11 protein-coding genes, 3 tRNA genes and 2 pseudogenes are annotated in these 13,786 nt (G+C 49.2%); 10 read left to right on the top strand and 6 right to left on the bottom strand.

Annotation, left to right across the window (positions count from 1 at the left end; genetic code table 11):
* Positions 1–132: 132 nt before the first annotated feature.
* Positions 133–639 carry an Lrp/AsnC family transcriptional regulator gene (locus tag J5069_RS07900; RefSeq protein WP_264643298.1) on the bottom strand — a complete coding sequence of 169 codons (507 nt, stop codon included), beginning with the start codon at positions 637–639 and terminating at the stop codon, positions 133–135.
* Between the two features lie 84 nt (positions 640–723).
* Here J5069_RS07900 and J5069_RS07895 point away from each other — a divergent pair, with 84 nt between their 5' ends.
* Positions 724–1,899: an MFS transporter gene (locus J5069_RS07895; protein WP_264643297.1), complete on the top strand. Its 1,176-nt coding sequence runs from the start codon at positions 724–726 to the stop codon at positions 1,897–1,899.
* A 24-nt stretch (positions 1,900–1,923) separates the two neighbouring features.
* On the opposite strand, the pseudogene J5069_RS07890 reads toward J5069_RS07895, so the two are convergent.
* A pseudogene (locus J5069_RS07890) lies at positions 1,924–2,046 on the bottom strand (Arm DNA-binding domain-containing protein); the annotation flags it as partial.
* 162 nt (positions 2,047–2,208) lie between these two features.
* Positions 2,209–2,284, bottom strand: a tRNA-Asn gene (locus tag J5069_RS07885).
* 388 nt (positions 2,285–2,672) lie between these two features.
* On the opposite strand from J5069_RS07885, the pseudogene J5069_RS07880 reads away from it, so the two are divergent.
* Both J5069_RS07880 and J5069_RS07875 read left to right on the top strand, forming a co-directional pair.
* A pseudogene (locus J5069_RS07880) lies at positions 2,673–2,939 on the top strand (LysR family transcriptional regulator); the annotation flags it as partial.
* A gap of 269 nt (positions 2,940–3,208) precedes the next feature.
* Entirely contained in the window at positions 3,209–3,469 is a 261-nt protein-coding gene (locus J5069_RS07875) for an anti-adapter protein IraP (RefSeq protein WP_264643296.1), read from the top strand.
* A gap of 186 nt (positions 3,470–3,655) precedes the next feature.
* Here J5069_RS07875 and cycA read toward each other — a convergent pair whose 3' ends face one another.
* On the bottom strand, positions 3,656–5,059 hold the full coding sequence (gene cycA / locus J5069_RS07870) for a D-serine/D-alanine/glycine transporter (RefSeq protein ID WP_264643295.1): 1,404 nt from the start codon (positions 5,057–5,059) through the stop codon (positions 3,656–3,658).
* A 346-nt stretch (positions 5,060–5,405) separates the two neighbouring features.
* Here cycA and J5069_RS07865 point away from each other — a divergent pair.
* Together J5069_RS07865 and J5069_RS07860 are read left to right on the top strand one after the other, a co-directional pair.
* Positions 5,406–5,481, top strand: a tRNA-Lys gene (locus J5069_RS07865).
* A gap of 392 nt (positions 5,482–5,873) precedes the next feature.
* On the top strand, positions 5,874–6,170 hold the full coding sequence (locus J5069_RS07860) for a hypothetical protein (RefSeq protein ID WP_264643294.1): 297 nt from the start codon (positions 5,874–5,876) through the stop codon (positions 6,168–6,170).
* 67 nt (positions 6,171–6,237) lie between these two features.
* Here the strand turns inward: J5069_RS07860 and J5069_RS07855 are convergent, their stop codons facing one another.
* Positions 6,238–6,462, bottom strand: coding sequence for a DUF2594 family protein (locus J5069_RS07855; RefSeq protein ID WP_264643293.1), 225 nt, complete (start codon positions 6,460–6,462; stop codon positions 6,238–6,240).
* A gap of 831 nt (positions 6,463–7,293) precedes the next feature.
* Between J5069_RS07855 and uvrY the strand changes: the two genes are divergently transcribed.
* From uvrY to J5069_RS07830, 5 genes are all read left to right on the top strand, one after another.
* Positions 7,294–7,950: a UvrY/SirA/GacA family response regulator transcription factor gene (uvrY, locus tag J5069_RS07850; protein WP_264643292.1), complete on the top strand. Its 657-nt coding sequence runs from the start codon at positions 7,294–7,296 to the stop codon at positions 7,948–7,950.
* 24 nt (positions 7,951–7,974) lie between these two features.
* Positions 7,975–9,807, top strand: coding sequence for an excinuclease ABC subunit UvrC (uvrC, locus tag J5069_RS07845; RefSeq protein WP_264643291.1), 1,833 nt, complete (start codon positions 7,975–7,977; stop codon positions 9,805–9,807).
* Between the two features lie 54 nt (positions 9,808–9,861).
* Positions 9,862–10,410, top strand: a complete 549-nt coding sequence (gene pgsA / locus J5069_RS07840) for a CDP-diacylglycerol--glycerol-3-phosphate 3-phosphatidyltransferase (protein ID WP_264643290.1) — start codon at positions 9,862–9,864, stop codon at positions 10,408–10,410.
* A 159-nt stretch (positions 10,411–10,569) separates the two neighbouring features.
* Positions 10,570–10,645: transfer RNA gene (locus tag J5069_RS07835), tRNA-Gly, on the top strand.
* A 219-nt stretch (positions 10,646–10,864) separates the two neighbouring features.
* Positions 10,865–11,626: an NAD(P)H-dependent oxidoreductase gene (locus J5069_RS07830; RefSeq protein WP_264643289.1), complete on the top strand. Its 762-nt coding sequence runs from the start codon at positions 10,865–10,867 to the stop codon at positions 11,624–11,626.
* Positions 11,627–11,743: 117 nt separating this feature from the next.
* Here J5069_RS07830 and J5069_RS07825 read toward each other — a convergent pair whose 3' ends face one another.
* Positions 11,744–13,690 (bottom strand): TonB-dependent receptor domain-containing protein, encoded by a 1,947-nt coding sequence (locus tag J5069_RS07825; RefSeq protein WP_264643288.1) that lies wholly within the window; start codon positions 13,688–13,690, stop codon positions 11,744–11,746.
* Positions 13,691–13,786: the final 96 nt, after the last annotated feature.

The following is a 13,786-nucleotide window of genomic DNA, read 5'->3' as shown; positions in this document are numbered from 1 at the left end:
CATTACGCTTAGGAAATTCTTCCTGATTCAACAAGAACCTGACAATATTTTATCAATTACAACACAGTTGTACCAAAGAGAATAGATACAGTTTTCGCCGTATTTGCTATAACAGTTTGTTGGCTCGGGAGCTTACCTTTCGTCAGGAGAGGGCCCACGCTCAAGAAAGGTAGAAAGTGCGATATAGCTGCGCACAGAGCGAACGCCCTCCAGGCTTTGAATTTCCATCAGGAAATTTTCCAGAGATTCGGTGTCTGCCGCGCGTACCTTTATTAAAACACACCCATCCCCCGCGACGGTATGCAGCTCTTCAACCTCCCGTCGCTGGGTGAACTGAAGAAGAGCGCGGGTCGCTTTATAGCTGCTGGTATCAATAACCAGGAACGTTAACAGCGTTCGACCCAGCTTGCAGCCATCCAGTACCGCAACGGTTGCCTTTATAACCCCATCACGTTTCAAACGCTTCACGCGATCGTGCACCGCCGGTGCAGAAAGATTTACGATTTCGCTCAGTTCGCTGTAACTGCGCCCTGAATCTTCTGCCAGTGCACCTAATATTTTTCGGTCGATTGCATCGAGTTCTGCCGGTTTGTGTCTTGTCTGCCGAATGCCATCTTTTTCTTTATCAAATGCACTCATAAGGGTTAACTCTCTGAATATAGTGTCGAATATACTCAATTTTACCTAATGATATTCAATCAACAAGTACATGCTGGAGTTTCAATGCCAATAGCTCTTTTAGCCCTCGCCGTCGGCGCATTCGGAATCGGTCTTACTGAATTCGTTATTGCGGGTATTCTCCCGCAAATAGCCGCTGATTTTAATGTCAATATCCCTACCGCCGGGCTAATGGCCACATCTTACGCACTGGGCGTTTTTGTCGGCGCGCCGCTTTTGACGGTTCTGGGGGCGAGAGTGCCCCGCAAGACGATGCTGATAGCACTGGGATTTATATTCACTATCGGTAACATCATTACCGCGATTGCGCCGACACTGGCGCTGGCGATTGCTGGCCGTGTTATCACCTCTTTCAACCATGGTGCTTTTTTTGGTATCGGATCGATTATCGCTGCCTCTCTGGTTGCGCCGGGCCGTCAGGCAAGCGCTATTGCTTTTATGTTTTCGGGACTGACACTGGCTAATCTGCTTGGCGTTCCTCTGGGTACCTGGCTGGCACAACTCTTTGGATGGCGGCTGGTTTTCTGGGTGATTGCCGCGATTGGGCTGTTTACGATGGCCTGTGTTGCTCTGCTGGTACCGCGCATCGAGAAGGGGAAAGCGGTTGCCCTGCGCGCAGAACTACGTGCCTTTGTCGATCCACAGGTATTGCTTGTCATGGGCATCACCGTTTTTGGTCCGGCAGCGTTTTTTACCTCGATTACCTACATTGCTCCGATGATGATCGAAAAAGCCGGTTTTTCAGCCAGCGGTGTGGCATGGCTGATGGTGCTTTTTGGCTTCGGACTGGCAGTGGGAAATTGGGTAGGCGGTCGTTTTGCCGATCGATCACTTTTTGGCACGCTTTTCGTTACCCTGGCAGCACAGGGCGCAGTGCTTCTGGTCTTTTGGGTCGGTGTTGAAAATCATATGGTTGCCGGTATTTCAGTCTTCCTTATGGCCGCTTTTGGTTTCGCAACGGTTTCTCCCATTCAGAAACTGGTCATGGATCGCGCCAGCCATGCCGGCGCACCTACAATGGCTGCATCGGTAAACATCGGCATGTTCAATCTGGGTAACGCGCTGGGCGCCTGGGCGGGCGGAGCCACCATTGCTGCCGGTTTTGGCCTGGCGTCACCGAACTGGGCTGGTGCCATTCTCTCCTTTATCGCACTGGGGCTCGCGGTTCTGGCATGGCAAAGCGCCCGTAAAGATTATGCGCTGCAAGTGCAGGCAGAATAGGTGATCCTTACCCTTGATGCGCTATTTGAGATATCCGATGCGTGAACCATTGGGATTGACGAGTAAATACAGACCGTGAGAATCGGAGGCTTTGAAAGGGTTAGAGGATGCTTTTACGTTGCGGATTTTTAGGTCGTTAAACGCCATTTGGGGGTCACTCCATTATCGAACCAATCTGACCCCAAATCTGACCACCAAATTCGCCCGATACAGCGGGGAAAACGCACACGCATCAGGAAGGATTCTTGCATTATTTTTTTGAATCTAAAGCAAAAAGCAGATGCCCGAGGACATCTGCTTTTTTGAATTTGGCTCCTCTGACTGGACTCGAACCAGTGACATACGGATTAACAGTCCGCCGTTCTACCGACTGAACTACAGAGGAATCGGTGAGTGCGGAGGATAATAGCGATAGCGTATGGGCTTGTCAAAGGGTGTTATGCACAATCTTTATCGATTGCCGATCTAATAGTCAATTCTTCGAATTATCATGGTGTTGATAAGCGATTTTGTCATGATGGGCGTTGCCCATCCTCAGGCTGTCAATAAGGGGTTGCACCCTGATATGGCAGATTTTGCCTTATCCTGGTGCATTGGCTTGTTGCTTTTCTGGCTGTGCCTTGTCGTGGCGATAGTGCAAAAAAATAGGCCAACCATTTCTTTTCCTTATTTTACGGGCAACTGTGCTCACAAAATGAATATGAGAATCGCAATGTAGAACAAAGTGGCGCGCTTCTTGCTACCTCTAAAGGGTAACTACTCAGGAGGCGAAAATGAATCTAAGACGGCTCAAATATTTTGTTAAAATCGTTGATATTGGTAGCCTGACACAGGCTGCCGAGTTGTTACACATTGCACAGCCAGCATTAAGCCAGCAGGTGGCGACGCTGGAAAGTGAATTGGAAAAGCAACTGTTAGTTCGTAGCCGACGTGGTGTTACGCCGACTGAAGCAGGGAAAATTCTTTACTCACACGCACAAACTATCCTGCACCAATGTGAGCAGGCGAAAACTGCCGTCAATAGTGTGCGGCAGGCTGTTAATATCTGACCGTGCAACACCAGCCATCGTCATGATGGCTGGTCATCTCTCTTTATCACTGACCGCCGTTGGATTCGATTGTAACTAATCCAGGCTCCTTTCGTATTATTTGCCAGCCCGCGCGCTAACTGAATAATGTTTTTATTCTGATGCTAGTAGAAGATGCAATTCTAGTGTTACATTAATCTCAATTCCTGTTTTTTCCGCAGGCGTATATCACTTTATACTGGGTTGCTCACAGGTGCATTATTTTTGATGAAGGAGTTCAAATGAATACTCTTCTTTCTCAATTACTCATCAAGCTGGCGCAAAAGGAGGCGGATGAGAAGCGGCTTCAGACGCGTGTCGCATCTCTTGAAATGCTGGTCTCTGCGGTTATTTCCACAATGGATGATCATAAATTGATCAAATTGAAAGGGGAGATTGATCTCCTTGTAAGGCGAGAAACGATGCCTGTCGGCGAAAAAGACGATGTGTATCTGCTTCTGAGAAATATCAGTGGAATGGCATCTATCCATTCGCCTGAGTGATTGAACGGCTCTATAGCATCATCTATTTGCTAAATGAAAGCCTATGTCACATTTTATCTTTAATTATGCCTAGAGTTATTAACCCTGTTTTGATTGGTGCGTTACCCGTGCAGGGAACCCATTAAAAACTAAAGACGCCAATAATAAGCGTCTTTAGTATGAATGCCTGCAATGATTTATACGGGATTAAGCGCTCCGTTTTTTCTTCAGCAAGAACTGATAAGCAATTGCAAGAAGGACAAACCAAAGCGGTGTCACGATAAGTGCCTGCAATGTGTCCGGCTGTAATGTCAGCAGAACAATTACACCAGCAAAAAAGGCAAGGCATACCCAGCACATGACAATACCGAACGGCATTTTGTAGGTTGAATTGGCATGCAACTGAGGCCGTGTTTTACGATATTTAAGATAAGAGCACAGGATAATGCTCCAGATAAACATGAACAGAATGGCGGAAACCGTTGTGACCAGCGTAAACACGGTCATCACATTTGGAATCAGGTAAATCAGCACCACGCCACTCAGCAGACAGATGCAAGAGAACAGCAATCCTGTCGCAGGGACTGCGCGTTTTGACAAATGAGCGAATGCCTCAGGTGCATCGCCCTGTTTTGCCAACCCGAACAGCATCCGGCTGGTAGAGAATACGCCGCTATTGGCGGAAGAGGCTGCCGACGTCAGCACGACAAAATTGATCACGCTGGCGGCGGCTGGGAACCCGACCAGCACGAACATCTCTACGAAGGGGCTGCGATCGGCGGCAATCGCGTTCCACGGCGTAACGGACATGATCATGATCAGTGAGAAGACGTAAAACATGATGATGCGGATGGGGATGGCATTGATGGCGCGCGGTAGCACCACCTGCGGGTTTTTGGTTTCTGCGGCGGTAGTACCGACCAGTTCGATCCCTACGAATGCAAAGACCGCTATCTGGAATCCGGCAAAAAATCCGCTTATCCCTTTCGGAAACATGCCACCGTGATCCCACAGATTAGTGAAAGAGGCGACTGAACCTGATGGGGAAGGGAAGTGCATGAAGACCAACACTGCGCCGAGGATAATCAGTGCGACAATTGCCACGATCTTGACCATGGCGAACCAGAACTCCATTTCTCCGAACAGTTTGACCGTAGCAAGATTGAGCGTAAGCAACAGCAGCACGCACAATAAAGAAGATACCCACTGCGAAAGTTCGGGAAACCAGAACTGGGTGTAGGCGCTGATGGCGACCACATCGGCGATGCCCGTTACCACCCAGCAGAACCAGTAGGTCCATCCGGTGAAAAAACCGGCCCAGGGCCCCAGCAGGTCAGCGGCAAAATCGCTGAAAGATTTGTATTCCAGATTGGAGAGCAGTAACTCGCCCATTGCGCGCATAACGAAGAACAGCATAAACCCGATGATCATATAGACAAAGATGATCGAAGGGCCAGCCAGGCTGATGGTTTTACCCGACCCCATAAATAAACCGGTGCCGATAGCGCCACCGATAGCAATAAGCTGTATATGCCGGTTAGTCAGGTTGCGCCTTAGGCCTTCATCATGGCCTGAGGTAAGGTCGTCGACCTCTTTGACGTTATCTACCATGTGTTAAGTTTCCTGTTTTTGTCGGTGATGTTGTGTTGAGCTCTTGAATGGCTCTCTGATGATAGTGATAGGTATAAATAGATCCTGTTAAACCAACCTGACAATGCCGCGCATGATACCGAGGACGTGGCATAGAGAAGGTGAACATTCGCACGTTTTACGTCTGTGTATTTTCTGTTCGAACAAGGCTGGCATACTAGGAATTGAGATGACGGATATAAACGCGGGCAAGACTAACAAAATCGGCTTTTGCCGACAATCGGATTTTCATGGTTGGGAGCGAAAAGAAAAAAATCGAATTAACCGTTTGACAGCGGCAGGCAACGAGAGAATAATCCACGGCGTTGGGTCGTTAGCTCAGTTGGTAGAGCAGTTGACTCTTAATCAATTGGTCGCAGGTTCGAACCCTGCACGACCCACCAACATTCCACACTGCTTTATTCCTCGCTATTAAACCTGTTATTTGTAATAAGCGCTTTTCATAGGAACGGTATTTGTTTTTTATTCATTATCCTTGGATGTAACATATCCACCTCTTATTTACGTTTCATTTACTCTTCCTCCATTATTAAATAATCTTCTGGCTGTTGAGTCATGGTTTCCATTTCGTCATGGCATAATGATGGTGCAGCATAATGCATTGTTTCTGTCGCGACGTAGATCACTGACGGAGTGTCTCGCGTCTCCTGTTTGATGTAGACCTGCTATACTTTTTGCACTACGGCTTGCACGTTGTTAAGCGCTGTTGGCCTTGATGCGTAGCGTAGCGTTCCAGATATGTCATGCAACAACTTCATTCAATCAGGAGGGGTTCATGGGGATAGAAAAACTCTTGGCAGTGGTTGAAACAAGCTATCAGGATCCAAATGCCGTAATCCCGCTTTCGGCACTCAGCCAGGTAATCCATGAGATTATCTGTACCGAGCAGTCGTCGGAGTACAAAATTAATGGGTGTTACAGTGAGTTAAAGTCGCTGGTCGATGAAATCAAGCAACTTTCCCGAAAACGCCTGTTCGATAAGGTTTATGTTCTGGATTTGACGCACTATAAATCGATGGAACACGCGCTGTTGCTCAAGTTGCAAACGCTGATGAGTGAACGTCAGATGTGACACTGAGACGGTGTGCCGAGATAGAAACGGCCAGAAGGATCTGGCCTTCAGACTTAACCTGCTGTTGTTATTGACGATAAGCGTGTTTAATCTGTTTCAGCGTGGTGGAAAAGACTTCTGCCTGCGCGGCATCGTCGATTTGAGCGATCTGTTTTTCCATATTGATGATCACTTTTCCGGCATCAGCCTGACCGATGGCTTTTAGCAGCAGCGTAATCATTGCTTTTAAACAGGTTACTTCATCTGCCAGTGTTTCAACGGATTTGCCAGTAGAAAAATCTACGTTGCTCATGCGCTCTCCTTAACAAGCACAATATTGTGGAACGCCTTATTCTGCTATGAGCATGATGGCTCATTCTCGCAGTGGGGCTTTGGAATGCGCGAGAGTATAGCATAGTGCGTTACGCGGTGGTGTTGGATTGATTATGTCAGGGAAGTAATGATGCTTTTCTGTTCGCAACGCAACTTTTTTATCTTTTTTAACTGACAAGATTCGCATTATGTATTGTAAATGTTGCGAGCGATACATTTCATTTCAATTGTATATGTCAGCTTATCAACATAGATATGAGAATAGGGAATGACAGCGCACCGAAAAGAAAATGTAAAGGCTGTTTAAATTAATGCATGTGCGCTTTTTTATAGCAAGAGTCCAATGCCACGCCAATGAACGTAGCGTGCTCAATCCACTGAATAACGAATAAAACCACTCTCTTACCGCTGAAACATCAAATTTATGTGGCATGGCTGTGACTGATGTGTATCATGATGTTTTAGGTATTTTGTTGCTCTGATTCAGCGACACTGGGTTATTGTTGCTAAATACGTTGATATACCCGTCATACTTCACGTTGCACGCGCGGTCGTTACGTTTGTTGATCCCAATCACTTTTGAGTGAGTGTCGAGATTAATGAACGGCGTTTCTAACGTTCACCTTTCGGCCAAGTGCAGAGGCTGCTCGAATGTGTCACACACATTTTTCTCGTTTGTCGCTGTCCTGCAACGCGAATTATGCAAGGTGTAAATGTGAAATATCGCTGTTTTATCATTTTCTCAAAAAATTGTCGCTTCCATCTGCGGTTGCCTGGCGTTCAGCGTTACACCCTTTTCGGAGAATAATTTTTGATTAGCGTTTTTCTTGTAGATGACCATGAACTGGTGCGCACAGGGATAAGGCACATTCTCGACGACACCAAAGGGTTAAAGGTGGTTGGCGAGGCGCAGTGTGGTGAAGATGCGGTCAAGTGGTGCCGCCAGCATCCTGTCGATGTCGTCTTGATGGACATGAACATGCCGGGCATTGGTGGGCTTGAAGCCACGCGCAAGATAGTGCGTTTTGCGCCTGCAATTAAAATTATCATGCTAACCATTTACACCGAGAATCCATTACCTGCTAAAGTCATGCAGGCGGGTGCTGCGGGTTACCTCAGCAAAGGGGCTGCGCCGCAGGAAGTCATCTGCGCCATTCGCGCGGTGCATGCGGGTAGTCGCTATATTGCGTCTGATATTGCACAACGCATGGCGTTGAGCCAATTGGCTCCGCACACCGAAACCCCGCTGGCGTGTTTGTCTGAACGCGAATTACAAATTATGATGATGATCACTCAGGGGCAAAAGGTCACGGAAATTTCCGAACGGTTGAGCCTGAGTCCGAAAACCGTAAACAGTTACCGTTACCGCATGTTTAGCAAACTGAATGTGAGTGGTGATGTTGAGTTGACACATTTGGCTATCCGCCACGGATTGTTTAACGCGGAGCCGTCCATGAGCAGTGAATAACAGGCAGTGAGCGAAGGTTAAGTAGTGAGTGAACATTTCGATTCCCCCGCGTTTTTAAAAACCGTCACCAGCCAGCCTGGTGTATACCGTATGTACGATGAGAGCAACACGGTCATCTATGTCGGTAAAGCAAAAGATCTCAAAAAGCGCCTCGCAAGCTATTTTCGCAGCAACGTTGCCAGTCGTAAGACGGAAGCGCTGGTGAAGGCTATTCACCAGATTGATGTCACCATCACTCACACAGAAACCGAAGCGCTGCTGCTGGAACACAACTACATCAAGCTTTATCAGCCGCGCTATAACGTATTGCTGCGTGATGATAAATCGTACCCGATGATCTTTCTTAGCGGTGATACTCACCCGCGCTTGGCGGTGCATCGCGGTGCCAAGCACGCCAAAGGGGAATATTTTGGCCCCTTTCCAAACGGCAATGCGGTGCGTGAAACGTTGGTGCTGTTGCAAAAACTTTTCCCCATTCGCCAGTGCGAAAACAGCGTGTACCGAAATCGCTCGCGGCCTTGTCTCCAGTATCAGATCGGGCGCTGTCTGGGGCCTTGTGTTGCGGGTCTGGTCAGTGAAGAAGACTACCGCCAGCAGGTAGAATATGTGCGACTTTTCCTTTCAGGCAAAGATCAGCAGGTGCTCAATCAACTGGTCGCTCGTATGGAAGCCGCCAGCCGTCAGTTGGATTTCGAAGAAGCGGCACGTATTCGCGATCAAATTCAGGCGGTGCGTCGCGTCACCGAAAAGCAATTTGTTTCGGGCGATGGCGAAGATCTGGACGTGATTGGTGTTTCCTTCGATGCCGGTATGGCCTGTGTACATGTGCTGTTTATTCGTCAAGGCAAAGTGCTGGGGAGCCGCAGCTATTTCCCAAAAGTGCCGGCAGGCACGGAACTGGCGGAAGTGGTGCAGACGTTTGTCGGGCAATTTTATCTGCAAGGCAGTTTATCTCGCACACTGCCGGGCGAAATCTTGTTGGATTTTGCGCTGTCAGAGAAAGAGGTATTGGCAGAATCGCTGTCTGAGGTCGCGGGGCGACGCATTCATATCCAAACCAAACCGCGCGGCGATCGCGCCCGCTATTTGAAACTGGCACGTACCAATGCGGCCACGGCATTGGTCACCAAACTCTCGCAGCAATCTACCATCCATCAGCGCTTAAAAGCGTTGGCCGAGGTGCTTCATCTGGAACACATCGCGCGTATGGAATGTTTTGATATCAGCCATACCATGGGCGAGCAGACCGTGGCGTCCTGCGTGGTGTTTGACGCCAACGGGCCGCTGCGCTCGGAGTATCGTCGTTACAACATCAGTGGCATTACGCCGGGGGATGACTACGCGGCGATGAATCAGGTTTTGAAACGTCGCTATGGCAAAGCGTTGGAAGAGAGCAAGATTCCCGACGTGATCGTTATCGATGGCGGTAAGGGCCAATTGGGGCAGGCGCTTGCGGTGTTTGATGAGTTAGACGTGCCGTGGGACAAACGCAAACCGCTGCTGCTTGGCGTAGCCAAAGGCACGGAGCGTAAAGCAGGATTGGAAACGCTGTTTTTCGAAGCGACCGGGGAAGGGATCGCTCTGCCTGCGGATTCGCCAGCGCTGCACGTTATCCAGCATATTCGAGATGACTCGCACGACCACGCTATCGCCGGGCACCGCAAAAAACGTGCAAAAGTAAAAAACACCAGTTCACTGGAACTGATTGAAGGGGTCGGGCCGAAGCGTCGACAAATGCTGCTGAAATACCTGGGTGGAATGCAGCCACTGTTAAATGCCAGCATTGATGATATTGCGAATGTGCCAGGAATTTCACATGCATTGGCAGAAAAAATCTTTCATGCATTGAAACACTAGGGACAATGTAGCAACATATCCACCAACCCACACCAGCCAAAGTAGCCAATCCCTATGCAATTGAACATTCCAACATTGCTAACTCTGTTTCGCGTTGTCCTTATTCCGTTCTTTGTGCTGGCGTTTTATCTTCCTTTTGTCTGGGCTCCGCTGCTGTGCGCCTTTATTTTTGTGGTCGCGGCGGTTACCGACTGGTTTGATGGTTTTCTGGCGCGTCGTTTGAAGCAAACCACGCGCTTCGGTGCTTTCCTCGATCCGGTCGCTGACAAAGTGATGGTCGCAGTGGCGTTGGTGCTGGTGGCTGAGCATTACCATGTGTGGTGGATAACCTTGCCGGCCGCCACGATGATTGCGCGAGAAATCATTATCTCCGCCCTGCGCGAATGGATGGCTGAGATTGGCAAACGCAGTCACGTAGCGGTGTCTTGGGTAGGGAAGGTGAAAACAACGGCGCAAATGCTGGCGCTGGTTGGGCTACTTTGGCGTCCTGAGCCTATGGTCGAAGGGGCGGGCATTATCGCGCTCTACATCGCCGCCGTGTTGACCTTTTGGTCCATGTTCCAGTATTTGAGTGCAGCGTGGCGCGATTTGCTGGATTCCTGACCTCGACGTCGTAAAAAACAGCAATCGATGAGCGTTAAGGGATAATTTTATTGACTGGTCAGGGCAGGTCAGTAAAATGCTCGCCATGGACAGGTTGGTGGCCAACGCTAACCGCGTAACCGTTTATACCGTTGCGATGTCCAGTGTTTATAGCATGATGCGGGAATAGCTCAGTTGGTAGAGCACGACCTTGCCAAGGTCGGGGTCGCGAGTTCGAGTCTCGTTTCCCGCTCCAACATTTGAAGAACCGAAAGGTTCTTTTTTTGTTTCTGCATTATCTCCGCGCCGTTTATCCCATTATTCTTTTAGGTCTCCTTTGTGGAGTCCTCCTACGTGCTCGCCCTCGGCATCAGAAAAAAAGCCCCATCGTTGTCATCCTCGTTAGCTATACCTGCTTATTCTAGCCATCGTGGGTGGGTGGGCTTTTCTCTATAAAACGGCAAAAGGAATTGACATGATAGACAAGAACTGGCGGTTCCCTTACTGCAAATTTGTTGGTAAACAAAGCGATACTGTGGGGGGCGTGGCTCAAGAGCGGCGTGACTTTATTAAAGCCGGGTTGGTGGCTACCGCTGCCGCAGTGTTACCCGGGTTTGCCACTGGTGCCATTGGTGCAGCACAGCCTCGCGTAAAAAACGTGCTTATCATCAATGCACATCAGACTTATCCTGGCCTTAGCGAAGGGGCGCTTAATCGAGAGTATGTTGCGTTGATTAAGAATGAGATGGACAAAAAAGGGTATCGCACCCAGCAAACCTATATTGAGAAGGGCTATAACATTAACGAGGAAGTTCAGAAACACCTTTGGGCAGATATTATCATCACCCAGTCGCCCGTGTTCTGGTTTGGTACGCCCTGGCTCTACAAGAAATATGTTGATGAAGTCTTCACGGCAGGGATGAGCCAGCAAAGTTTTTTGATTGACGATGGCCGCATAGCGAACGACCCGAGTAAGCAATATGGAACGGGTGGCAAGCTGCACGGTAAAACATTCCTGCTTTCGCTGACCATGAATACGCCTAAAGAGGCGTTTGACGATCCGGCCCAACGACTCTATGCCGGGCGCTCCCTGGAAGACTTGTTTTCCTCAACCACCGCAGTCTATAAATTCTGTGGTTTTGCTATATTGCCGGTGTTTGGCTCATTCGATGTGATTAAAGCGCCGCAGATAGCAGAGGATAAAGTGCGGCTTAAACGCTCTCTGGCGGGGTTATAGCGAACGCGTCGGAGAAATACGCGTGAGGTGCTAATGGGGAAGTGAACCACTAATAACGGCTCACTCCCCCGGTTCTTGTGCTCAGCCAATCAGGCTGTGCGCGTTGATAACAGCAACTTAGAATTTATAGCTGATACCCCCATAAATTGTCCGACCTGACAGGAAGTAGTCATTCGCGGTAGCCATATAATCGCGTTTTTCATTGGTGATATTGGTGACACCCAATTTCAGATCAACGTGTTTGATCGGCGTATAGGTCGCGCCCAGATCGACGGTATTGAACCCTCTGGTTCTTCTCGACTGCTTATCGAGCAGATATTGATTGCCCGTGTATTGATAGGAGAGCGACGTAGAAAGGTTGTCCAGTACTTGCCACGTTAACTGGGTATTGACCGTATTCTTAGGCGTCTGCTTCAGACGCATTTTGGTGCTGCGATCTTCCGCATCGACGATGGTCCAATTGGTGGCCCAATTGAGGCTTTCGGTCAGATCGACCCATACGGAAGTCTCAATACCGCGAATGCGTGCTTTATTCACATTTTCATAGGTGAGCAGTGTCGCTTTGCCGTCCCAGGTTTGAGCCTGAATCATATCCTTAATGTCGTTATTGAACAGGGTCAGACCCGCACCATAATGCTCAGCCTCATAGGCAGTGCCCAACTCATAGCTGACAGCGGTCTCTGCCTTCAGGTCAGGGTTCCCTACCGTATGGCAGAAAGTGCGGCAAGAGATCACGGCGAAGCCTGGGGTAAATTGCGCGATGGTTGGTGCCTTGAACGCCTTGTTTACCCCCCCCTTAACCACCCAGTTATCGCTCAGGCTGTAGGTCGCGTAGGCGCGCGGGCTAAATTCTGAGCCGTAAATTTCGTGCGAATCGACTCGACCGCCAAACGTCAGAGCCAGATCGCCGAGTTTAAATTCATCCTGCAAGAAAAACGCTTTCTGGCTTACCGCCACGTTGCCATTTTGCAAGTTCAGGCTGTGTTGTAATTCGGTGTTCCGATATTCGCCGCCAGCTGTGATCAAATGATCGCCAAGGTAGCCAGAGACTTGCCCATCCAGGGTTTTATTATCCTGAGTAATGTAGGCTTTGCCGCCGTTGAGTTGCGAGTTATCCATCAAATCGACGCTTTCGAAGTAGTAACGTAAGCGCGTATCGATGTACTCCCAACTACCATTGTGTGTCAGGCCAAACCCAATGCGTTCCATTTTTTGAATATTTCGTGGTGATGCACCGTTGTTATTCCACATCACATCACGATCGTCTTTTGCGTAAGTGGTGTCGAATTCAATATTTTGCCTGTCATCGATAAGCCAGGTCAGATTGGTCAGTGCATTGAAGGTATCGCGGGCTTCCAGCGCATCCGAGTTGGGGTTGCGGGATTGATTGGTGCGCCAGGCATCACGTTTCCCCCCGTCAACGATCACGCTGCCGAGCAGTTTATTGTCCAACAACGGGCCGCTGAGGTAGCCGCTCAAGCGGTTACGCCCGCCGCCATCGCCTTCCGTGGGGGCTTCAAAACCGTAACCTATTTCACCCGCTGCCGTTTCACCCGGCTGACGCAGGATCACGTTGACGACGCCACCCAGCGCGTCGGCACCGTACAGGGATGACATCGGGCCGCGAATCACTTCAATGCGATCGATAGCGGAGACGGGGATCGTGGAGAGATCGAAATCGTTACCCATGTTGCTGGCGAGCGCTTCACGCGAGTTGATGCGTCGGCCATTGAGCAGCAATAACGTATAGTCGGATTTCATGCCACGAATTTTGATCTCTTTGCGGCCGTAGGTGGTTGAAGGATTAATGCTGATACCGGGCAGTTTTCTGACAGCATCAGAAACGTCGTTAACCGACATTTTTTCCAGTTCGGCGCGGGTGACGACCGAAACGCTGGCCGGTGCGCTGAGCGTGGTGTGTTTTGTCTGTGTGGCGGTAACAACAAACGTTTCATTTGTTACATTTTCCGCGATCGCTCCAGTGGAAAGGACGGTCAATCCTGTGGCGAAAAGGGTGCGATAGAGGGTATTAAAAACCAGGCGGCGTGGTACATTTTGCTGCATGTTAAAAAACTCCGTGGTTGAAGCGCGCAAAGAAAAAATACTGTGATTTTTTTTGTCGTTTTAAATCATCAAAATAGAGATATTAAAGGCCGGTTC

This window comes from Candidatus Symbiopectobacterium sp. NZEC127, from assembly GCF_025962675.1.
Lineage (GTDB): Bacteria > Pseudomonadota > Gammaproteobacteria > Enterobacterales > Enterobacteriaceae > Symbiopectobacterium.
The sequence above is the reverse complement of the archived record's forward strand: the minus strand, read 5'-3'. Positions and strand labels throughout refer to the sequence as shown.